The organism is Paenibacillus sp. EB106-05-06-XG162 (assembly GCF_058791655.1).
On record NZ_JBYTDT010000002.1, the window covers coordinates 511,689 to 533,926 of the forward strand.

The 22,238-nt window shown below is 46.6% G+C and carries 20 protein-coding genes and 1 riboswitch; of the genes, 19 read left to right on the plus strand and 1 reads right to left on the minus strand.

Translation table 11 applies throughout. The annotated features are described in order from the left end of the window. On the minus strand, positions 1-421 hold a 421-nt coding region (locus tag AC3WU2_RS08125; protein WP_492453001.1), incomplete at its 3' end, for a hypothetical protein. Between the two features lie 166 nt (positions 422-587). Between AC3WU2_RS08125 and AC3WU2_RS08130 the strand changes: the two genes are divergently transcribed. The 19 genes from AC3WU2_RS08130 (at position 588) to AC3WU2_RS08220 (ending at position 22,228) form a co-directional block, all read left to right on the plus strand. Further along, positions 588-1,751, plus strand: a complete 1,164-nt coding sequence (locus AC3WU2_RS08130) for a serine hydrolase domain-containing protein (protein ID WP_492453003.1) — start codon at positions 588-590, stop codon at positions 1,749-1,751. Between the two features lie 49 nt (positions 1,752-1,800). Further along, entirely contained in the window at positions 1,801-2,994 is a 1,194-nt protein-coding gene (locus tag AC3WU2_RS08135; protein WP_492453005.1) for a serine hydrolase domain-containing protein, read from the plus strand. Next, the gene (locus AC3WU2_RS08140; RefSeq protein ID WP_492453007.1) at positions 2,994-3,800 is read left to right on the plus strand and encodes an ABC transporter permease; all 807 of its coding nucleotides are present in this window, start codon (positions 2,994-2,996) and stop codon (positions 3,798-3,800) included. Before AC3WU2_RS08135 ends, AC3WU2_RS08140 begins: the two co-directional genes overlap by 1 nt. Continuing rightward, entirely contained in the window at positions 3,797-4,579 is a 783-nt protein-coding gene (locus AC3WU2_RS08145; protein WP_492453009.1) for an ABC transporter permease, read from the plus strand. Before AC3WU2_RS08140 ends, AC3WU2_RS08145 begins: the two co-directional genes overlap by 4 nt. Before the next feature lie 6 nt (positions 4,580-4,585). Then, positions 4,586-5,620 (plus strand): ABC transporter ATP-binding protein, encoded by a 1,035-nt coding sequence (locus AC3WU2_RS08150; protein ID WP_492453011.1) that lies wholly within the window; start codon positions 4,586-4,588, stop codon positions 5,618-5,620. A gap of 424 nt (positions 5,621-6,044) precedes the next feature. Then, positions 6,045-6,245: riboswitch (cobalamin riboswitch) on the plus strand. Between the two features lie 210 nt (positions 6,246-6,455). Further along, positions 6,456-6,815, plus strand: coding sequence for a class Ib ribonucleoside-diphosphate reductase assembly flavoprotein NrdI (nrdI, locus tag AC3WU2_RS08155; RefSeq protein ID WP_492453013.1), 360 nt, complete (start codon positions 6,456-6,458; stop codon positions 6,813-6,815). Next, positions 6,802-8,886: a class 1b ribonucleoside-diphosphate reductase subunit alpha gene (gene nrdE, locus AC3WU2_RS08160; RefSeq protein ID WP_492453015.1), complete on the plus strand. Its 2,085-nt coding sequence runs from the start codon at positions 6,802-6,804 to the stop codon at positions 8,884-8,886. Before nrdI ends, nrdE begins: the two co-directional genes overlap by 14 nt. A 202-nt stretch (positions 8,887-9,088) precedes the next feature. Then, a complete protein-coding gene (nrdF, locus tag AC3WU2_RS08165; RefSeq protein ID WP_492453017.1) occupies positions 9,089-10,045 on the plus strand; it encodes a class 1b ribonucleoside-diphosphate reductase subunit beta in 957 nt (318 codons plus the stop codon). Positions 10,046-10,370: 325 nt separating this feature from the next. Beyond that, positions 10,371-11,096 carry a TraX family protein gene (locus tag AC3WU2_RS08170; RefSeq protein ID WP_492453019.1) on the plus strand — a complete coding sequence of 242 codons (726 nt, stop codon included), beginning with the start codon at positions 10,371-10,373 and terminating at the stop codon, positions 11,094-11,096. 256 nt (positions 11,097-11,352) lie between these two features. After that, positions 11,353-12,084 (plus strand): hypothetical protein, encoded by a 732-nt coding sequence (locus AC3WU2_RS08175; protein ID WP_492453021.1) that lies wholly within the window; start codon positions 11,353-11,355, stop codon positions 12,082-12,084. A 79-nt stretch (positions 12,085-12,163) separates the two neighbouring features. Beyond that, a complete protein-coding gene (locus AC3WU2_RS08180; RefSeq protein ID WP_314587410.1) occupies positions 12,164-12,571 on the plus strand; it encodes a BlaI/MecI/CopY family transcriptional regulator in 408 nt (135 codons plus the stop codon). Beyond that, entirely contained in the window at positions 12,571-14,460 is a 1,890-nt protein-coding gene (locus AC3WU2_RS08185; protein WP_492453023.1) for a M56 family metallopeptidase, read from the plus strand. Before AC3WU2_RS08180 ends, AC3WU2_RS08185 begins: the two co-directional genes overlap by 1 nt. A 282-nt stretch (positions 14,461-14,742) precedes the next feature. Then, positions 14,743-15,942, plus strand: a complete 1,200-nt coding sequence (locus tag AC3WU2_RS08190) for an ornithine--oxo-acid transaminase (RefSeq protein WP_492453025.1) — start codon at positions 14,743-14,745, stop codon at positions 15,940-15,942. A 21-nt stretch (positions 15,943-15,963) separates the two neighbouring features. Further along, positions 15,964-16,863, plus strand: a complete 900-nt coding sequence (gene rocF, locus AC3WU2_RS08195) for an arginase (RefSeq protein ID WP_492453027.1) — start codon at positions 15,964-15,966, stop codon at positions 16,861-16,863. Between the two features lie 242 nt (positions 16,864-17,105). Further along, complete coding sequence (locus AC3WU2_RS08200; RefSeq protein WP_492453029.1) at positions 17,106-17,888, plus strand: MBL fold metallo-hydrolase; 783 nt, start codon at positions 17,106-17,108, stop codon at positions 17,886-17,888. Positions 17,889-17,971: 83 nt separating this feature from the next. Beyond that, entirely contained in the window at positions 17,972-18,880 is a 909-nt protein-coding gene (locus AC3WU2_RS08205; RefSeq protein ID WP_492453031.1) for a polyprenyl synthetase family protein, read from the plus strand. A 129-nt stretch (positions 18,881-19,009) separates the two neighbouring features. Continuing rightward, entirely contained in the window at positions 19,010-19,189 is a 180-nt protein-coding gene (comX, locus tag AC3WU2_RS08210; protein ID WP_018754851.1) for a competence pheromone ComX, read from the plus strand. 47 nt (positions 19,190-19,236) lie between these two features. Continuing rightward, on the plus strand, positions 19,237-21,579 hold the full coding sequence (locus tag AC3WU2_RS08215; RefSeq protein WP_492453033.1) for a histidine kinase: 2,343 nt from the start codon (positions 19,237-19,239) through the stop codon (positions 21,577-21,579). After that, the gene (locus AC3WU2_RS08220) at positions 21,572-22,228 is read left to right on the plus strand and encodes a response regulator transcription factor (protein ID WP_018754853.1); all 657 of its coding nucleotides are present in this window, start codon (positions 21,572-21,574) and stop codon (positions 22,226-22,228) included. Before AC3WU2_RS08215 ends, AC3WU2_RS08220 begins: the two co-directional genes overlap by 8 nt. Positions 22,229-22,238: the final 10 nt, after the last annotated feature.

Genomic DNA, 22,238 nt, shown 5'->3' on the forward strand with positions numbered 1-22,238 from the left:
GAAATAACTGCAATAGTGCAGCTAATATGCTCGTAGAGGCTGCCAGTCGCCGAAATAACTGCAATAGTGCAGCTAATATGCTCGTAGAGGCTGCCAGTCGCCGAAATAACTGCAATAGTGCAGCTAATGTGCCCGAAGAGGCCGCCAGTCGCCGAAATAACTGCAATAGTGCAGCTAATATGCTCGTAGAGGCTGCCAGGTGCCGAAATAACTGCAAAAATGCAGCTAATATACCCGAAGAGGCTGTCCGGCGCCGAAATAACTGCAAAAATGCAGCTAATATGCTCGAATAGGCTGCAAGGCGCCGAAATAACTGCAAAAATGCAGCTAATGTGCCCGAAGAGGCTGCCAGGCGCCGAAATAACTGCAATAGTGCAGCTAATGTGCCCGAAGAGGCTGTCCGGCGCCGAAATAACTGCAATAGTGCAGCTAATGTGCCCGAGGAGGCTGTACGGCGCCGAAATACGTTTTTTTAGAGAGTATACCGGCCTTTTATATGATATTTCCTATTTACGGAAATAGAGGGATTCGATAGAATGATACCAGTATTTTCAATTCTAAATTTGCAGTTAAGGGAGGAATTCGCATTGATCACAACAACGCTATCCATCCATGAAGGCAGAACCGATGCTGCACCGGACGCGGTAGGTCTTGATGCAGCGCGGCTGCAGCTGCTTGATGAGCATTTCCGTGGGCTTATTGAAGCGGGTCGCATTCAAGGGGCAAGTTACTTGGTTGCCCGTGACGGCCAAATTGTCGTCCATCGTTCCCAAGGTCATCTGACATACGAAGAGAACAGTTCAGCACTTCTACCGAACTCGATTCGTAAAGTCTATTCGATTACGAAAGTATTTACAGCAATTGCAATCGCACAATTAGCAGAAGCAGGGAAGCTCTTCTATCAACAGAGTGTGAGTGAATGGATTCCTGAGCTGAATACGGATCAGCATCGCGGCATTACGATTTGGCATCTGTTAACCCATACATCAGGTCTTATGGGCGATCCTGGCGTCCAGACAGAGCCTTACACGCTTCCTTGGTACGAGTGGTGGCTGCATGAGAAGAAGTCTAGTGCAGATGCATGGACGCTCGAAGAAGGGATAAAGACGATTGTCAGCGGGCGGATGTATTGTAAACCCGGTGAACAATGGAATTATTGTACGGCAGGGTTTGCGCTGCTAGGTCTGGTTATCGAACGTGCGTCAAGCATGTCTTACGAGCAGTATGTTCGCGAACGGATTACGGAGCCTCTAGGGATGGAGCGTACATTCCTGCGTGTTCCGGAACATTTGCGAGCAGAGACGTGTATTGTGAATCCTTGGCAAGAAAAAGAAGTGCAAGACTCATTTGACCGGACAGGGATTCCAGCAGCGGCTGGTAATGGTCTATTCTCAACCCTTGAGGATCTGTGGAAGCTTGGACAAGCCATGTTAGATGATGGGCAACTTCATGGACAACGCATTCTTGGACGCAAAACAGTACGGATGATGGTCTCGAATCAGCTAAATAACGTTCCATCGACGTGCTGGGGCGATAAAAATCCTAATTTTCAGATGGGGCTCGGCTGGAGTCTGAGTCATCAAGATATTTGCTCACCAGGAACGTATGCACATGAGGGTGCAGGACATTGCGGTCTGTTCATTGATCCTATTGAACGGCTCGTCTATGCATTTATGGTACCTAGCCAAACGGGTTGGGTGCCGCAAGCCATCATAAATCCGCGAGCGATTATTTGGTCAGCACTGCTATAGTGAGCGACGATAAACCTGAAATGGAAGAAAGAAAGGACGGGGAAACGATATGAGCCTTGGTATACATCATGGACTGACCGATATTTCACCTTCGGAAGCAGGGTACCGAGAGAGTACCTTGCAACAGCTCGACACATTCTTAATGGGATTAATTAATGAAGGGAAGCTGCAATGCGCTTCCTATATGCTCGCGCGCGGCGGACAGACTTTCGCGGTACGTGCGCTAGGCGCGCTTCGGCACACAGACACTGCAAGTGAATTGCAGCCGCAGTCGATCCGGAAGATTGCTTCGGTCACGAAGTGGTTCACGCTCGTCTCGATCATGCGGTTAATGGAAGAAGGGAAGCTATATCTAACACAGCCTGTGAAGGATTGGTACCCAGAATTTGATCATCGCCATTTTGAACGGATTACGATTACACATTTATTAACACATACATCGGGGCTCGCACCGGACCCGGGTTATTTCACCGAGCCCTATCCGTCTGGTCCTTGGGATATTGAATTTGCATTTGGCGATGATTCGGAGGCTTCGAAGCCAGAACGTACAGAAGCGGAGGACATTGCTTATCGCAGGTCTAGGTGGATCAAGTCTGTTCTAGCAGGACCACTGGTCTGTCAGCCAGGGGAGAGCTGGAACTATTCCTCGACCGGCTTTTCGATCTTGGGGGATATCATTAGCCAGATCACGGGGATGTCCTACAACGATTATGTGCGTCAGACGATTCTGGAGCCGCTTGGGATGCATCGAACGTTCTTCGAAGTGCCTGAGGAGCTTCACCATGAAGTATGCACGGTTGACGATTGGGATTTAAATCGATTAACAAGAACTGAGAATAGGGAATGGTCACCGCCTCGGGCGGGTGGTGGGTTGTATTCGACCCTTGCGGATATGAATCGCTTCGGACAGATGATGCTGAACCAAGGAACCTATCAAGGAGCGCGTATTCTTAGCCGAAGGTCTGTAGAGCGTCTTGCACAGAATCAATTCCCGTCAGGTATTCCAGCCTTCAATTGGGGGGACCGGTTGAAGGATATGCCCTATGGACTTAGCAGCCAGCTAGGACGCGTGTTCGATCCGTTCAAGTCTGGGACATTCTATCATGAGGGTGCAGGGCGCTGTGCACTAATGGTCGATGCAGAGGAAGATTTCGTCGTCTCGTTCTTCGTACCGACGGCGAATGGCTGGGTTCCCGAATCGATTGTTAGCATTAAAAATATGATCTGGTCGGGCTTGCAATAATGCAATCCTTACGGTTCGTACGTGCGGTAGCCTTCGCGACGTACAAAGAATGGGCGGCTTACCGCTCGCATATGGCAGTTTCAATCTTCATCGGTCCTGTGTACTTTCTAGTACAGTATTTCATCTGGCATGCGGTTTATGCATCACAAGATATATTGAACGGATTTACACTGTCAGAAATGTTGACATATTACGGTGTCATGTCTGTTATTACCTATTTGACGTTCGATTTCGCCGATTGGAATCTACAGATGCTCATCCGTACAGGGAAATATGTCACGTTTATTTTACGTCCAGTCTCTCATGTAGGGTTCGCATTGGCTCAGAAGGTTGGTCATCGCACGCTCGGGTTCTGGATGGAATTCATTCCGGTTTTTCTGATTTATCTCTTTATTTTCAAAATCAAGCTGCTGCCTCCGCAGCCGCTCTGGGCAGTGCTCTCCATTATTTTAGGTTTCTTGATGACGTTTTTCGTCAATTACTCCATTGGATTAACCGCCTTCTGGCTGACGAATGCGGAAGGCGTCAGGCGTGTATTCTTGCTGATGCGTGACATTACCGCAGGTGTATTCGTGCCGCTTTCCTTTTTTCCAGACGGATTGCAGCATGTACTCTTTTACTTGCCTTTCCAGTTCATGCAGTATGTCCCTGTACGCGTCTATATTGGCAGCTATGAGCTTGCTGGGATCACGATGTCGATTCCGCAGGTCGTCGGGTTGCAGGCATTCGCAGTGCTCTGTATGTGGGGTGTATGTCAGCTCTTGGTTCACCTGGGTGCCCGGAAATTTACGGGGGTGGGGGTATGAAGTCATTACTCGCTTGCTACAGGGCGGTAATCAAGACGAAGCTGGCAGAACGGATGGCTTATCGAACGGATTTTGCCATTAGCGTGCTGCTCATGCTCTTAGGTGATTTTATGATCCCATTGGTCACTCTGCTTGTCTATCGTTCAGGAGCAAGCTTTCCGGGATGGACACTACAGGAGGCACTGCTTATTCAGGCCGTGTTTACACTCGCCAAGGGAGTCGCATTTCCATTTTTCTTTGGGATTGTATCAACGACGCTCTATCATGTCCGTGAAGGTTCGTTCGATGTCTTCCTGCTGAAGCCGCGGCCAATTCTATTTCTTGCGATGATGAATGCTTTTGATTTGGACGATTTCGGTCGTCTAATTAGCGGTGGTGTATTATTTGGTCTCGCTTTGTCAGGGGTGCCTGCACCTAGTGCATTACATTGGATTCAGTTCGCTGTCCTGTTCTTCTGCTCACTGCTTGTCTTATTTGCGTTCTCGTTGTTCTTGTCGGGACTACTGTTCAAATGGGTAGGCAGCAGTCGTGTTTATGACATGTTCGATTCCATGTCGATGTTTGGAATGTATCCGGGAACGATCTTCTCGAAATTGTTCCAGCAACTCTTCACGTATGTCATTCCGATTGCCATGATAGGTTTCCTGCCAGCGTCTGTGCTGCTCGGAAAAGGTGCGGATGGGGCATGGCTATCAATGGGGATGAGTATTGTTTTCTGTGGAGCAGGTCTTATGTTCTGGCATGGTATGCTTCGCAATTATACGAGCGCAGGGGGGTGAAACCGAATGATTGAAGTCCACAATTTATATAAGACGTATACAACGTATACCCGTGGGTCGTCGTTTAAGGAAACGCTGCGCAGTCTATTTAAGCGGGAGACCGTCCTCGTACCTGCAGTCAAAGGGCTAACCTTCAAGGTAGAACCTGGAGAGATCGTTGGCTTTCTCGGACCGAATGGTGCGGGGAAATCGACGACACTGAAGATGCTCACGGGGGTCCTGCACCCTACCTCAGGGGATGTCCGTATCTTAGGGTGCACACCGTGGAAACAACGCAAGCGATATGTGCGCAACATTGGAGCGGTATTCGGGCAGAAGTCCCAATTGTTATGGGATATCCCCCCACTTGACGCGTTCTATATGAACAAAGCCATTTATGCGATCGAGGATGCCGCATTTGAAGAAACACTGCACAGACTTTCTAGGCTGCTTGAAGTCGAGGAGATTATGCGGAAGCCGACAAGGCAGCTGTCTCTCGGAGAACGAATGAAATGTGAGTTCATTATGGCGATGTTGCATCGGCCATCCGTGGTATTCCTCGATGAGCCTACGATCGGGCTGGATGTCATCGCGAAGGAGAAAATTCGCAGCTTTATTCAGGAGATGAATGAGCAAGGCGTTACGTTTATTTTAACCACACATGATCTAGAGGATATTGAACAGCTTGCACGTCGTGTTATCGTCATTAATGATGGCGAAATCGTGTTTGATGATTCGATCATGGCGCTGCGCAATTTTCTCGGCGCGAAGAAGAAAGTTCGGATCGTCACCGAGCAGCCTGCGGATTGGTATGGGATTAAGGGTGTTACCGTGCTTAAGCTGCATTCAGCCAAAGATGCGGAGCTGGAGCTCGACACGGATTGTCTACCGCTCAAGCGGTTCATTCAGCTGATGAATGAGCGCTGCACGCTGCAAGATATGACGATCGATGCGCTGCCGATTGAACAGGTGATCAAGGAGTTGTATGGGCATAAAGAACGGATCGAAAAGGTCAGTATTGTAAGAGGTTGTTCAAAAAGTCATCATTTGATCACGAAGTAATTCAAGAAGCATAACCGACATCGAATCTTACGTTCACCTTCGAAGTCCGGTACTCATTTAGGTTTCGCCTAAACTCCGTTCCTCCTTCTTCAGGTTCTCGCAACCTTCTTGGTGCTGAAATGCCGACTTTTTGAACACGCACTTTAACGGAATAAGAATTGTAATGAATATCTCTCTAACACACAAGATGTAGATGTTGAAGTTGATTTGTAGGAATGACGATCACGTGGAGGAGTCTTACTTCCGTCTTGGTGACGGTGTAAGGCTCTTCTCTATTTTTATCTTAAATTTATCTAAAATATAATATTTTTAATTGAATAGAAACCCTTATTTTACGCCGATTGTATCCCTTTCCAACGCAAAATATAGGCTTGTTATTGTATTGACAAGCACAATATATTGATGTAAATTGATTAAGCACAACTACATATCGTGATGTACAGGTTTTTTGCACCTCTAGTCTTAGAGTGCAAAGATTAATAGGGAAGTCCGGTTGAAATCCGGCGCGGTCCCGCCACTGTAATAGAGGAGCGGTTGCTAGAGAGCCACTGATTAGTACAAATCGGGAAGGCGGCAATCACGATGATCCTTGAGTCAGGAGACCTGCCTGTCATCTGCACATGTCATCCCTACGGAGATAGGAACGTGCTGGCGTCGTCTTAATGAGTGAACTATCGTTAAGGTGCGTTCGGTTCATTGTGCCGGATGCGCTTTTTTTAATGAGTAAAATGTATAAGTTTTGAGGTCCCCACAAAATACCTGAGTCGGATTCGAAGGTAGTGTGTCACTTTGTGGGGGTATTTTATGAGCATAAGAGAGAGGACTGAGTTACAAAATGGTCATCGCATTTGATTCTAAGACCGGGAACGTAAAAAGATTTGTACATAAATTGAACATGAGGACTGTGGAGATTGACGAGCAGACACAGCTGGATGAGCCATTCGTGCTGATTACGTATACGACAGGGTTCGGTCAAGTTCCAGAGAAGGTACAATCTTTTCTACAGAAGAACGGTTCGTATATGAGAGGCGTATCGGCAAGCGGGAATCGTAACTGGGGAACCAGTTTTGCGAAGAGCGCAGATACGATTGCGATGATGTATGATGTACCAGTCATTTCGAAATTTGAACTATCGGGCACGACAAATGATGTGCAAAGGTTTGTAGAGGGAGTGAATAGCATTGCGGCATATTGAGTTAAATAACCAGTTGATGCTTCGTGACGCGGACGGATTTTTCCGATTGGATCGTGACCATGAGGCGGTAACAGCATTTATGGAAGAAGTAGAAAGTAAGAGCTTGCGGTTCGAGACGATCCATGAGCAAGTTGAATATATGATTGCGCATGAATACTACGAGAATGTTTATGAGAAATATACGGCTGCCCAGGTCGAGGAACTTTTTGAACTAACGAGAGCATCGGGGTTCGAATTCCAGTCCTACATGGCAGCTTCTAAATTTTATGTCGACTATGCCTTGAAGAGCAATGACCATACGCAATACCTTGAGCAGTATTCGGATCGCGTATCGATGGTATCTCTACATTTAGGTGATGGCGATTTCGATAAAGCCAAACGTCTTGCGGTTGCGATGATGGAGCAGCGCGTACAGCCTGCAACACCAACATTCTTGAACTCTGGTAAGAAGCGTCGCGGTGAGATGGTATCGTGTTTCCTGCTCGAGATGGATGATGCACTTAACTCCATTAATTATGTGCTTGGCACATGTATGCAATTATCGAAAATCGGCGGCGGCGTGGCCGTTAACCTCTCGAAGCTTCGCGGTCGCGGAGAGGCGATCAAAGGCGTCGAAGGCGCAGCAAAAGGCATTATGCCTGTCCTGAAGCTAATGGAGGATGCATTCTCCTATGCGGATCAAATGGGACAACGTAAGGGCTCTGGCGCAGGGTACTACAATATTTTCGGATGGGACGTTGTCGAGTTCCTTGATTGTAAAAAAATTAATGCGGACGAGAAATTGCGGATCAAGACGCTCTCGATCGGGCTGATCGTTCCGGACAAATTCTACCGTCTCGCGGAAGAGAATCAACCATTGCACGTATTTGCACCATATTCGGTCTACAAAGAATACGGCATTCATCTGGATGACATGGATCTGGATCAGATGTATGATGAATTACTAGCGAACGATAAAGTGAAGAAGAAAGTCATCATGAGCGCACGCGATATGCTCGTGAAGATCGGGATGATTCAATTAGAGTCCGGTTACCCGTACATTATGAATAAAACCAATGCGAATGAAGCGCATGCCCTCAAAGGCATCGGTTCCGTTAAGATGTCCAACCTCTGTACGGAGATCTTCCAACTGCAAGAGACATCCGATATCGGCAACTATGGCGAGGGAGATGTCATCCGCCGCGATATTAGCTGTAACTTAGCGTCATTAAATATCGTGAACGTGATGGAACACGGCAAGATCAAAGAATCCGTTCATGAAGGCATCGAAGCACTAACGGCGGTTAGCGACATGACGAGTATTCCAAATGCACCAGGTGTACGTAAGGCGAACACGGAGATGCATTCCGTTGGTCTAGGCGCAATGAACTTGAATGGTTATTTAGCGAAGAACAAGATCGCCTATGACAGCGATGATGCGAAGGAATTCGCGAGCGGGTTCTTCATGATGATGAATTACTACTCCTTGGAGAAAAGTATGGAAATCGCCCGCGATCGCGGCGTGACATTCCGTGACTTCGACAAGTCTGAATATGCGAACGGGAACTACTTTACAAAATATGAAGAGACAGACTTCCGCCCACGCTCAGAAAAGGCTCTGAAGCTGTTCGCAGGTATGGAGATTCCATCACCTGAGGATTGGACGGCACTCAAAGCCAAAGTTCAAGCCCATGGCCTGTACCATGCTTACCGCTTGGCTATTGCGCCAACGCAAAGTATCTCTTACATTCAGAATGCAACTTCGAGCGTTATGCCGATCGTTGAGCACATCGAGACACGGACGTATGCGAACTCAACAACGTACTACCCAATGCCGTACTTGGCAAAGGATAACTATTTCTACTATAAATCCGCGTATCAAATGGACCAGTTCAAGGTTATCGATATCATTGCGGAAATTCAGCAGCATGTGGATCAAGGGATCTCGACGGTTCTGCACGTGAATAGTAATGTAACAACACGTGAGCTAGCTAGATATTACCTCTACGCGGCGCGTAAAGGGCTGAAGTCGCTCTATTACACGAGAACCAATCATTTATCTGTAGAAGAATGCATTAGCTGTTCTGTATAATGTTGGTTGATAAAAAAGTCGCCTTTTGATCACGAAGAAGCACGGGAAGTTGATTCGGCGTCGAATCTTGCATTCACCTTCGAAGTGCGGTGCTCATGTAGGTTTTGCCTACACTCCGCTCCTCCTTCTTCAGGTTTATGCAACCTTCTTGGTGCTGAAAAGTCGATTTTTTATCTGTTATTTAACTAGGGGGAAGAAATACATGAAAGCAGTCAATTGGAATCGTCCGGATGACGATTTTACAGCAATGTTTTGGAATCAGAATATTATGCAGTTCTGGACGGATGAAGAGATTCCACTCTCGGATGATAAAATGTCCTGGGTGGCGCTGAAGCCGGCAGAACGTGATACGTATATGAAAGTGCTCGGTGGCCTAACGCTTCTGGATACGATTCAGGGCGGCGTGGGAATGCCGAAGATCCTTGAGCATGTGGATGGTTTACAGCGTAAAGCTGTACTCGCGTTCATGGCCATGATGGAGCAAATCCATGCAAAGTCCTACAGCAGCATCTTCACAACGCTGGCAAACAGTGAGGAAATCGATCAACTGTTCAAGTGGGTGGAAGATGAGCCGCATCTACAGAAGAAAGCGAAGCTGATCTCCGGGTATTACACATCGATCGTCACGCCACGCGATCTGTACATGGCGATGGCCGCTTCCGTATTGCTCGAGAGCTACTTGTTCTATAGCGGATTCTTCTATCCGCTCTACCTTGCCGGCCAAGGTAAAATGACAAGCAGCGGCGAGATCATCGACTTGATTATTCGCGATGAGAGCATCCACGGGGTTTACGTTGGCGTTTTGGCGCAAGAAGTATTTGCGAAGCTAACAGCTGAAGAGCAGGAAGCAAGCACGCGCGAACTCTATGATCTACTGGAGCAGCTGCAAGCGAACGAGGAATCCTATACGGATTCGATCTACACTGCGATCGGTTTGGCGGCAGATGTGAAATCGTTCGTACGTTACAACGCGAACAAAGCCCTCATGAACCTTGGTCTTGAGCCAAAGTTCGCCGAGGAAGAAGTGAACCCGATCGTGCTGAACGGGTTGAGCACGAAGACGAAGCAGCATGACTTCTTCTCAAAGAAAGGGAACGGCTACGTTCGGACGACGAATGTGGAGCCGCTTCGCGACGAAGACTTCGTATTTGAGTTTTAAATGAGAGCCATCTGGACTTGTTCCAGATGGCTTTTTTGCGCATGAAGGGCGATGAATCATCCACGTAGGTCCGGCGGGATATCTCTCTCCAGTCGGCTCTTGTTCGCCCATTCCTTTGATCAGATTTTAAGGAAGGAATGGGCTGCCAAATGCCGAACGCAGGCTCCTCCAAGAGACACCCCTCCTCCCTGATACGATTCATCAAGCACAAACAAGCCATCCGCAAAGACTCCGGATGGCCGTTGAGGGTGGGCAAGGGTGCAGGGGATATGTCCTAGTCACACGTCTAAAAACATAGAGTAGGACAGACAGGAGGAAAGACAACATGCAATTCCTAAGATTAAATGCATTTCAACTCAAAATCATCGCCATGGTCTTCATGGTCTTCGACCATGTCCATCAATTTATACCGGATATGCCGATGTGGCTTAATTATTTTGGTAGATTGGTATCCCCGATTTTCTTCTATTTTGTGGTCGAAGGGTTCTTCTATACGAGAAATCGCAAGCGATATGCAGGCAGACTGTTCGGCTGGGCTGCCGTCATGCTCGGCGGGTCTCAGTGGCTAGCATGGTGCTTTCCACAGAGTACCCCGATTCATAATAATATTTTCTTATCGCTTGCCCTTGCGGTTGTCATGATGATGGGATTGGAATGGGCGAAGTGGGATCGTAAGGGACTATTCCTTGGTGTGCCGCTTGCTGTTGTCGCTGCCGCGGTTGCTTATCTATATTCCGAAGCATCGCTATACGGCGTGGTCATGACGCTTGTATTCTATTTCTGTCGTAACCGAAAAGGGCTTATGGCTGCATTGTATGTGGGTGTATGCTTCGTCCTGACGATTGGCTTCGGAATGAATTTCACCTACGAGGCGCTGTTTCTCTTCGATGCGCAGTGGATGATGATCTTCGCGATTATTCCTATCCTCATGTATAACGGGGGACGTGGACCGAATACGAAGCTCACGAAATATATGTTTTACACGTTTTATCCGGTCCACATTTGGATTCTTTTTATTGTAGGTTATTTCGTTAAGCTTAACGGCTTATGAGGCAAGCGATGTTGACTTCATAGGCCCTTTGGAATGCTTGAGGTTCATCGATGAATAGATAGATTTGATGCACAGACTGTCGTTTGCCGAATAGGTGAATGATGGTCTGCTGTTTTTTTTAGCTGGATTCGTATGTAGCAAAAAACGTGTTGACATTACAACACTACAGTTGTAGTATTAAATAGAACTACAATTGTAGTATTAAAGTGCAACTGCAGATGTATCTTAAAATAATAATGTGTAAGGAGTATTTCAAATGAAAGTAGCATCAAAAGTAGCAATCGCAACCCTTAGCAGTATTCTATTGTTGGGTTCTTCTATGAACTTCACGGTGGAGGCGGCATCCTCCAAGCCATCCCAAAAAACAGCTACCCAAAAAGTAGCCGTCAAAGCTCCAACGGCAGAGGAAAAAAAGTTCATTGAACAAGAGATCAAAAGAGTGAAGGAGTTGGTGACGAAGACGGGTGATACATATGTCCTGTATCATAAATACAAGGCGCTTAATAGCGGACTCGATCTTAGTTATTGGGGACTGACACAGGAATACACCACATATGAAGACTATCTAAAAAAAGCTACGACATTGAAGGGTGCCATCTTGCAGGAGCCTTCCAACTTACCCGAGGGATATACGTTCTCCAAAGCTAGAATTGGAGGTCCATTGGGAGGAAAGTTCATTGATGATTTGAGAGCAGAAGGCAAGAAGAGTGGAAAGCCCATTTATATGAAAAAGATGAATTGGAATGAGGCGGAAGACATCCGACTGGAGTACACGAACGGGGATGATACGTTGGCCTTTAATAAATACACCGTAGAAACAAAAGACAGAAAAAATAAAGGTTATTTTGACGATAAGTTCCCGGCGAATGTTTTTCCAAAGTATGTTTACTGGCAGGATAGCAGCAAGTTCGGTTACTATATTTCAACCTCATCGGATATTTCAAGGGAAAAGAAAATTGAAATTCTAAAAGCAGCTGTAAAAAAATGATATTTTGAACTAGCGTAGCATGATTCGTATCAACTTATTTTCTTCACGTCTGAGCAATTTGATTTAGGAGGCTTCATGCATGAACCAAATACCATCCATTACGGATGCTGAGCTCGAAATTATGCGGGTATTGTGGGCAAATCCGGATTGCCCTTCCAGCGAGGTTGTACAACAAATGACAGATCGAATGGGATGGAGCCCAAATACGACCAGGACGCTCCTGAATCGATTGGTGCAGAAGGAAGCGGCGGGAGCGAAATTGGAGAAGGGTTCGAAGCGCACGCAACTGTTCTACCCTCTCATCAGTGAACAGGAGTACCTGCAATTCGAAACTACATCCTTTATGAGAAAGCTGTATGGCGGGGCATTAAAGCCGATGCTGGCGAATTTTTTACAAGACAAAAAGCTGAATGCGCAGGAAATCGAAGATCTGAAGGAGTTATTTGACAATAACCGTAACAACGATGAAGAAAAGAGAGAGACGTAATGAGCCCCTCACTGCATACAAGTTTATTTTCGATTTTTGATTGGGTAATCCGTGGATCGTTCATGGCCGGTATCCTGATCGTATTGGTCTTGATCCTGCAATTCTTATTGAAAAATAGGCTTGAAGGCAGGTGGAAATATCTACTATGGATACCTGTAGCAGTTCGCTTATTACTCCCATGGGCGCCGGAATCTTCGCTTAGCCTGTACAATTTCATATCCCTGGAGTCTTTCATGCCCGGAATGCAACAGCAAACATCAAGTCCTCCGGCTTGGCATGAATGGTGGAGAGGACTGGGGAGTAATCGTGAGATGGGTCACGAAGATACATTGACACTGGAGAGAAGCATGGTAGGGGGGAGCGCGGAAGGGGCGAGTTATCCACCTGAACCGGGAACTGTGCAGAGCATTTTGTGGTGGAATGAGATGAAGTCTATGAGCCTCGCCAATGTATTGACACTGGTTTGGCTTGCAGGTGTACTACTTCTTGCCGCGAAAACGGTATACGACCAGCTTCGATTGAGACAAGTCCTTCGTGCAGGCAAATCCATTGAGACACCTTTATTATCCGCTGTGTTTCACGAGACGAAGCAGCTTATGGGTGTGAAGCGTAAAGTACGGTTTATAGCTTCGGAGGGCATTCCCGGACCTGCAGTGGTTGGATTTACTAATCCAGTCGTTGTCATTTCTCCAAGCTTGCTTATGACATTGAAAAAGGATCAGCTTCAATATATTCTGGCGCATGAGTTCGCCCATATTCGCCGCTGGGATGTCGCAGTGAATTGGATCATGCATATCATCCTGATCTTCCATTGGTTTAATCCGCTAGTATGGTTTGCAATACGAAGAGCAAGACAGGATCAAGAGATGGCTTGCGACGCATGTGCGTTGAATCGGATGAGACCGCAGCATAACAGTGCATACGGGCAGACGATCATCCATGTGCTGGAGCATTTCGCAGGCAAACATCAACAGCCGGGGATTGCCGGTCTGTCCGCGACGCATAAACAAATGAAAAGGAGACTTATTATGATCAAACAATTCAACAAAAAATCCTATCGCCTATCCATTTTAGGGATGACAATCATTCTCGCGCTTGGCTGCGTGACGCTGGTCAATGCTAAGGGGAAAGATGCAGGGAGCACACCACAAGCAACTACCGTACAATCGGGGCAGGATCGTAAAGACGCTGATATCATCTATCCTGATGAAGTTATGGGTTCTTCGGTGAACCGTGAGCTGTACAAACAAGAAATGGATAAAGCGATAAAAAAAGCAGCTGCTGCAGCCAAGGCTCTAACAGCAGAGGAAAAAACGTATATCGAAAATGAGATCAACCGCGTGAAGGAATTGGTTAAAGAGACTGGTGATACATATGTCATCTATCATAAATATAAGGATTTAAACAGCGGATTAGATCTTAGCTTTTGGGGACCGAACCATGAGTTTTCTTCTTACGAGGATTACTTGAAAAAAGCTTCGACCTTGGAGGGTTCCATCATGCAGCAGCCTTCCAACCTGCCAGCGGGCTATACGTTTACCAAAGCGATCATTGAAGGTCCGACAGAAGGAAAGTTCATTGATGATCTAAGGAATGAAGGGAAAAAGAGCGGCAAACCGGTTTACACGAAAAAACTGGATTGGAAAGAGGCTGCCACGATCCGACTGAAGTATACGAACGGTGAAGACACGTTGACGTTATCGAAGTATACGGTGGACAAGGATGGCAGCAAGGATAAAGGGTTCATTGACGATGACTTCCCTGCGCACATTTTTCCTAAATACGTGTTCTGGCACGATGGCGGTAAATTCGGATACAGTATTTCGACTTCATCGGATTTATCCAGGAAGCAGAAGATTGAAATTCTGAAAGCAGCGGTGAAAAAATAACATAGCTCTTGTGAGACAAGCCCATGTAGCCCTAGAAATAGGGTTGCATGGGCTTGTACACGGTTGAAATGGTTGACATGAATGGCTCAATATGATTGAAAATTGTTTATCGCCTGGGCATGGGTGTTATCCAAATATATAGTGGTGATCTTGCCATGTTCTGTGAACGACAATTATACCCCAGGAGATGTTCCCTGGGGTATTTGTTGTGCACGAATAAATGGCCCGCGTGAATATATTATAGGAGTGAGATAAGAAATCAGCCCAAAGGGAGGAATGTCCATGTCACAATCAGATTTCATCATGGCACAGACGGACCGATATGGCGCGCAAAATTATCACCCTTTGCCTGTCGTCATTGCGAGAGCGGAGGGCGTATGGGTAGAGGATATGGAAGGGCGGCAGTACATGGACATGCTTAGTGCGTATTCAGCAATGAACCATGGCCATCGCCACCCGAAAATTATTCAGGCCTTGAAGGATCAGGCGGATCGCGTTACACTTACGTCCCGCGCATTTTATAGTGAGACATTAGGGAAGTTCTATGCGAAGCTTGCCACTTATACGGGGAAACCCATGCTGCTGCCGATGAACACGGGGGCGGAAGCGGTAGAGACGGCAATCAAGGCAGCGCGACGCTGGGCTTATCGGCACAAGCAAATACCGGCAGATCAAGCTGAAATCATCGTGTGCAGTGATAATTTTCATGGGCGTACCGTAACGGTAACGTCGTTTAGCTCAACGGATTCCTATCGCGAAGGATTTGGTCCCTTCACACCGGGGTTTCGGGTGATTCCATACGGTGATCTGGAGGCGTTAGAGGCCGCGATCACGCCCAATACAGCTGCTTTCCTTGTCGAGCCGATCCAAGGGGAAGCAGGTATTCTGATGCCGCCAGCTGGATATTTGCAGCAGGCCTACACATGCTGCCGGCAGCATCACGTCTTATTCATCGCGGACGAGATTCAGACCGGATTTGGCCGCACGGGACGCAAGTTCGCATGTGATTGGGAGCAGGTTGTCCCCGATGTATATATTGTTGGTAAAGCGCTAGGTGGAGGCGTCATGCCGATCTCGGCTGTCGCAGCTAACGAAGAAATTCTGGGTGTCTTCGAACCCGGTTCACATGGTTCTACCTTTGGTGGTAATCCACTCGCTTGCGCCGTAGCCATCGCAGCACTGGATGTGTTGGAGTGGGAACGTCTTGCAGAACGATCCGAAGCACTTGGGTCTTATTTTATGGGTGAACTTGCTAAGCTCGAATCGCCGTACATCCACCAGATTCGAGGTCGAGGCTTGTTCATTGGCATGGAATTAACGGTCCCCGCAAGAGCTTATTGTGAAGCGCTGAAGGGGCTAGGCGTTCTTTGCAAGGAGACACATGAACGGACGATTCGATTCGCCCCGCCGCTCATCATTACGAAGGAGCAGCTCGACTGGGCTCTCATAAGAATTGAGCAAGTCATAAAGAAGCGTGCCTAACAGGTAGAGGAGGTTCTGAGTATGGCTAATCCAAGAGTAACGATCATTCGTGTGCCATTCGGACTGGGGGCAGGACGCCCGGGTGCGGAATTTGGGCCAGAAGCCATCTTACAAGCAGGGTTAATGGAGCGGCTCGAACAGGATGGTATCGAAGTAGCTGCTGTTAGCGAAATCAAGCCGCCTTCTACCACATCAGCGGAGGTTAACCCGAAGGCGAGGTATCTTCCTGAAGTGATGGATGTATGCGGAAGACTCGCAGATCGGGTTGCTAAGGCGATAACCGATTCGACGTTTCCACTGATTCTGGGCGGAGATCATAGCATTGCAGCGGGGAGTATCGCAGGGGCGACACGGATGCGCCCCAAGCTGGGTGTCATTTGGTTCGATGCGCATACGGACCTAAATACGGTCCTAACGAGTCCCTCGGGGAATGTGCACGGCATGTCACTTGCGGCGGCGCTAGGATGGACCGATTGGCGCATTGAAGATGCGCAAGGCCAATATACCCCGATCGATCCATCGCATGTCGTGTTTGTTGGGGCGAGGGACTTAGATCCTGGCGAGAAGAACTTTATTCGCAGTAAGGGCATCGCCTGCTATACGATGCATGAGATTGATCGTATGGGTATGGAGGCCGTCATGATCCAGGCTATTCGCATCGCGAGTCATGGGACGCACGGCGTACATTTAAGCTTCGACATTGACAGTGTAGACCCAAGGGAAGCTCCTGGAACCGGGACACCTGTACGTGGTGGTGTAAGCTACCGCGAGGCACATTTGGCACTTGAATTGCTGTCGGAATCCGGTTGTGTTACTTCTGCGGATTTCGTTGAAGTGAATCCCATGTTAGACGTAAATCAACAAACTTCGACATTAGTCATGGAATTGATCTGTTCCTTGTTCGGAGAACGAATTCTCTAGTCGTGTACTGGATTTATAGGATAGTTCTATCTGGGAGAATAGACGCATTAAAAGGTTCTTTTGGGATTATTCGACAAATTTCTTGCGGTCACCGCAATTTAATCTTGCGCGGTTGGCGGTTCGTCCCGCAAAGAAAAATTAGGGTGTTTCACAAATAGTTTTCGGTGCAGAAGTCCTATATTTTTTTTATGCTTAGAGTAGTGAAAAGATAAGCACCGAGAATATAGGAAGAAGGGGCAATCATGAGAAAAGAGAATGTTTATCGGTTTATCATTGGGCAGCGGCGATCGGTCATACATCAAGAGCCGGCAATTCGGATTAAACATCCTGCAAGCGATCTATCCGTCCCACGTGAGTTCTGGAACCAAGTTCGTGTGCGCTCAGATATTGCACCGGCGAAGGCTGCGAGCGAAACCGATCAAGCAGAAGTCAACGTTGTCTATATCCCGCAAGGAATCACAGGATCTGCCACATACATTCTTCATAGCCAAGGGGTTGGTGTCATTATTGACCCCGGTTCACGATTTAAGAAAATTTGGGCGGCTGTTGAACGGATTGGGGTAGAGATTAAATATATTGTAGTAACACAAGCGCATGCAGATCATATGATCGCGTTGGAAGAATTGAAGAGAGCGACAGGTGCACAGGTAGCGATGCATGAATACGACAAATGGGCCGTCTCGAAGCAAATCTATCGGGATAACTTCTTAATGGAGTATCGCCAGTCGTATGCTGATATCGATATCGGTCTACAGGATGGCGACCTGCTGCATTTTGGAGGCAAGACATTAGAAGTTATTCATACCGCCGGACAGACGCATGGCAGCATTTGTGTGAATTGCGATGGATATGTTTTCTCCGGTCGATTGATGTTTCAAGTACTCGAGGAAGGGCACGGCACTCTCGATGTTCGCTCGAACGATGCGCAAGCCTATCGCAAGGTCATTCATCGTATGAATAAGAGTTTCATGGCTTATGCAGCGCAAGGCAAGCCCGTTTTTGTCGAATATGCAGGGCAGAAATAATCCAAAATCTGCAATTGTTCTAGCCTAAACGTGACATACGCGATAAAATGGGGTTAATTATATCGAGGTTAGGGGCTATCTTTGTGGACAGATTGCATATGGAATCAGCGATGAAGCAGGTCATACATCGCCATGTTACGCCACCTGCACTACGGGATCTGATGGAATCTTATGTTGCATACAAAATGACGGAATCTACCGTGTTCGGGGAACTGGCATTATTGCACTACAGCATGTTCGGAGGGACTTCAGAAGAACGGTATACAGGGGCAGCAGCGATTGAATTTCTTGTTCTTGCGCTGGATATCTTTGACGATCTACAGGATCAAGATAATGACCGTGTCCCATGGATGAAGCACAATCATGCGCAATCTATGAACGCTGCGATCGGATTTCTAGCACTTAGCACGAAGGCCATTATAGATACGAAGTTCGATGAGGCCCGCAAGTCGATCGCAGTCGAACTACTCCAACATCGATTGAATCAATCTGTCGGAGGGCAATACATCGATGTCGATAATGCCATTACCGAAGAAGATGAATGCTTTGCAATGATGCGAGCGAAGTCGGGTGCACTTGTGGCTTGCGCTTGCCAATTAGGAAGCGTACTTGCGACAGGAGAAATGAATGATCAAGTTGGCGCTTATGGAGAGTTGTTCGGCATGACCGCACAGCTTCGCAATGATATGGAAGGTATCCTGCGATGGGATACAAGGAATGATCTTATTCATCGGAAGCGGACGCTACCTGTTCTTTATTTGCTAGATGATTCGGCGCCGGAGCTTCAAGTCCTTCGGGATTATTATGCAGGACAAGCAACTGTCGACCAGCTATACGCGAACAAACATGTCATTATGGACCAAATTGAGCGCGGCGGCTGCATCCCATATACCCAGGTACATATACAATTTCTTCAGCAAGAATGTCATACCTATATCGAGGGCCTATCCATTGATCTTCATTGGAAGCAAGAACTGGAAAGTTTTATATAAAACTACCAATCGCGCAAGTACCGCAACGTGCATTGCGGAAAACCGCAATAACGTTTGCGAACTCAAATGAAGACGATGATGGTATAGTAAAAATGTAGTGAAAAAATAGTCGAAAAGGTGGAGTTGTAAATGATTAAGCAAATGATCAACTACCTCACGAATAACCCGCAAGTACCACAACTTGTTATGAATGGACAAGCTAGTCTTGTTGGTGTATCACCAGCGCAACAAAAGACAATTGTCGACACCATAACTGGCGGCAAATGGACTGAAATTGATGGCGTAAGAAGAAGCTACTGGTTCGCGTAAATAATATTTGATTGGAGCAAAAGATGGGTTACGTTAGGAAATATCGAATGTTCTTCATACTAATTGCAGCAACACTTCTCGTGATGTACTTTTTGTACACAGATTTGAGGGTGGCCTATATTGGTATGGAAGTGGAGAAAGCAAACGACAACCAGTGGATCATATGGAATGTTGAACCCGACGGATTAGCCTATAAAGCAGGAATTCGGCAAGGTGATCATGTTATTTCAATCGATCATACGAACGTCGAGCATTACCCTAACAAAAGAATGTTGACTTCTATTGATTATATTGAGACCGAACGCAACGGGCAGGTCATGCATTACCAGTTCGATGATGCGGTCAAACAACCGGTATCGATGGAACAGACAATCTTACCCATCTGTTTGTATACGGTATTATTTTTACTATCCATATTTTTATTGCATAAGAAAAGAGAGGATGCTGCGGCACATCTGCTGATCCTCTTTTTTCTCGCTGTAGCGATAAGTTATGTGAGTGCAGGGGCGTCCGCACGTAAAGATTATGTGGGCATGCTTACGTTATGGGTTACCATCTTGCAAATTCCAGTCATATTTCTCCATTTTCTGTATCGGTATTTCAATCAGAGAGAACTGGAGATTGTGAAATTCTATGTGATTGTCGGTATGTACTTGGTTAATGGGATTATTCTAGCGATTATCAGCTTGCTTGTATTCACAAATCTAGGGAACTATTTTTTCGGCAGACTAGCGATGCAGGTTCTGCTCATTTCGTTCACGATTGGGACGGTCATCAGTATTCTCGTCCTCATCATTAGTTATCGCAAATATCGTAACACGACGTATCGTCCGCTGTTTAAATTTATGTTATTCGGTAATTTTATGTCGTTTTTTCCTTTTGTTTTTTTGTATGCGCTCCCGTGGATCTTGATCCATCGCGAGATTATCTCGGCGAGTACGGCAGCGATATTTCTGTTTCTATTACCGATTATTTATGTATATTTGATGGCTGCCAATCATTTGCTTGATATTGAGTTTGTGCTCGATCGATTGCGCTATTACTGTCTATTAGCTGTTATGCCAACGTCGGTTATTCTCATTGGAGTTTATTTTTTAGTCAGACAGCGTGAGGATGTATTCATCAAGTGGGCTCAAATGTTCATATTTGTATATATCGGAGTTATTTTGTTTTTATATGTCAAAGATATGCTCGATTTCAGGTTCCGTAAGAAGTTGTTCATCGGTACCTATAACTTTCAATCGAGTCTAGATCGATTCTCTAGTCAGATTAGCAAGATGATGAAGGTGCCGGATCTAGAGGAGCGGCTGCTTCGTGAAGTGCTCGACGTGCTTCCTGTGAAGTCAGCTGCACTGCTAGAGATGAAGAATGATGAGGGACACATTGTATTTATCCGATCGCAAGGTGATTTTCTACCAGCGCAAGAAGAGAGACTAACGGAGGAATTAAAAGGCAAGATTCATGATTATGCCGTCGGTGATTGCATTAAGATTGACTCGGGCCTTTGCTGTGTCATCGGCAAACATCAAAGAGGGCATAACCTGTTATGGATATGCAGCAAAGAGAATCGCGTGCAGTTTAACCGTGATGAACTGGTGTGGTTACAGACGATTTCCAATTATGTCAGCATGGTGTACGAGAATTTACAACTAATTGAAGGAGTCATTATGGATTTAGAAGTGCGTTCACACGGGAAGGCTCCTGCATGGGTGCTCCGGATGCTATTTCAATTAACGGAGAAAGAAAGACGGCGGCTTGCTGCGGATTTACATGACTCTGCGCTTCAGGACCAACTGCTGTGGTATCGCAAGCTCGAGATGATTCTGGAGGAGACAGCGTTTGAACCAGAAGTGAAGGAACGACTCACTCAGATCAAAGAAGGTCTTCTGGATGTCGTACACCAGATTCGAGAGACGTGTAATGAACTGCGCCCACCGTTCCTGAAGGAAATGGGGATTGTCGAAGCGATTGAGAATCTGTGCAACTATGCTGAGTTCCATTCGAACTATTCCGTTGATTTTAACTATGATGGCTTTAATCTAGAGCTTGACGATGAATACGTGTTGACGATCTATCGGATTACACAAGAGTTAATGCGGAATACGACCAAGCATGCCAAAGCATCAAATGTCGAAATATTACTGCGTCAGAATCATGAGCATATCGCGTATGTCTATCGTGATAATGGGGTTGGGATGGATATGGTCCAACTGCAGTCTTCTTTCAGTCATATGGGGCTGTCCGGAATTCGTGAACGGGTATCCGGGTTCGAAGGGGAGACGATGTTCCATTCTGCCGTCGGTGAAGGATTCGAGGTCATTATTACGCTGCCTTATCAGACCGTGCCGAGCAGCCAGTACGCCATTGCCAGGGGGGTCGTAAATGATTGAAATTTTGTTGGTAGATGACCATCCATCTGTTGGAGAAGGCACGAAGATTATGATCGAGAAAGAGCCGGATATGAATGTCACGGTTGTCTTCTCAGGTCTCGAAGCGCTTCAACTGATTCGAGAGAATAAATACGATATTATGTTGTTCGACCTGAATATGCCTGGGATTAGTGGACTCGAGTTGACGCGCAGGGTGATGTCGATCAATTCAGGATTCACGGTTCTGATCTACTCTGGCTACGATATTAGCGCACACTACAATATATTAATCGAGTCTGGCGTGGCAGGATTCATCAGCAAGACATCGTCTCGTGAGCAGTTGATTGCGGCGATACGATGTGCGCTGCGGGGTGAAGCCGTCATTCCAATTTCGCTCTTGAAGCAGCTAAGGCGCAATGACATTCGTTCTGGAACGGGTCTCAGCCAGAAAGTTGAAGATGTCTCGATCAATGAGAAGGAACAAGAAATTTTGCAAGAAGTCGCCAACGGGTTAAGTAATAAAGAGATCGCAGGATTGCTCATTATGAGCCAGCGGACGGTCGAATATAACTTAACAAGGATATTTGAGAAGTTGAATGTACGATCAAGATCTGAGGCGATTATTGTAGCCAAACGGCTTGGACTAATTCATATTCAAGAGTTTATGTAGTTAACGAACG

Excerpts from the sequence above, each read along its gene's own strand:
- AC3WU2_RS08150 (WP_492453011.1), top strand. The coding sequence starts at position 4,586 with ATGATTGAAGTCCACAATTTATATAAGACGTATACAACGTATACCCGT.
- AC3WU2_RS08135 (WP_492453005.1), top strand. The coding sequence starts at position 1,801 with ATGAGCCTTGGTATACATCATGGACTGACCGATATTTCACCTTCGGAA.
- nrdF (WP_492453017.1), top strand. The coding sequence starts at position 9,089 with ATGAAAGCAGTCAATTGGAATCGTCCGGATGACGATTTTACAGCAATG.
- AC3WU2_RS08175 (WP_492453021.1), top strand. The coding sequence starts at position 11,353 with ATGAAAGTAGCATCAAAAGTAGCAATCGCAACCCTTAGCAGTATTCTA.
- AC3WU2_RS08140 (WP_492453007.1), top strand. The coding sequence starts at position 2,994 with ATGCAATCCTTACGGTTCGTACGTGCGGTAGCCTTCGCGACGTACAAA.
- rocF (WP_492453027.1), top strand. The coding sequence starts at position 15,964 with ATGGCTAATCCAAGAGTAACGATCATTCGTGTGCCATTCGGACTGGGG.
- AC3WU2_RS08145 (WP_492453009.1), top strand. The coding sequence starts at position 3,797 with ATGAAGTCATTACTCGCTTGCTACAGGGCGGTAATCAAGACGAAGCTG.
- comX (WP_018754851.1), top strand. The coding sequence starts at position 19,010 with ATGATTAAGCAAATGATCAACTACCTCACGAATAACCCGCAAGTACCA.
- AC3WU2_RS08185 (WP_492453023.1), top strand. The coding sequence starts at position 12,571 with ATGAGCCCCTCACTGCATACAAGTTTATTTTCGATTTTTGATTGGGTA.
- AC3WU2_RS08200 (WP_492453029.1), top strand. The coding sequence starts at position 17,106 with ATGAGAAAAGAGAATGTTTATCGGTTTATCATTGGGCAGCGGCGATCG.
- nrdI (WP_492453013.1), top strand. The coding sequence starts at position 6,456 with ATGGTCATCGCATTTGATTCTAAGACCGGGAACGTAAAAAGATTTGTA.
- AC3WU2_RS08190 (WP_492453025.1), top strand. The coding sequence starts at position 14,743 with ATGTCACAATCAGATTTCATCATGGCACAGACGGACCGATATGGCGCG.
- AC3WU2_RS08180 (WP_314587410.1), top strand. The coding sequence starts at position 12,164 with ATGAACCAAATACCATCCATTACGGATGCTGAGCTCGAAATTATGCGG.
- AC3WU2_RS08220 (WP_018754853.1), top strand. The coding sequence starts at position 21,572 with ATGATTGAAATTTTGTTGGTAGATGACCATCCATCTGTTGGAGAAGGC.
- AC3WU2_RS08215 (WP_492453033.1), top strand. The coding sequence starts at position 19,237 with ATGTTCTTCATACTAATTGCAGCAACACTTCTCGTGATGTACTTTTTG.
- AC3WU2_RS08170 (WP_492453019.1), top strand. The coding sequence starts at position 10,371 with ATGCAATTCCTAAGATTAAATGCATTTCAACTCAAAATCATCGCCATG.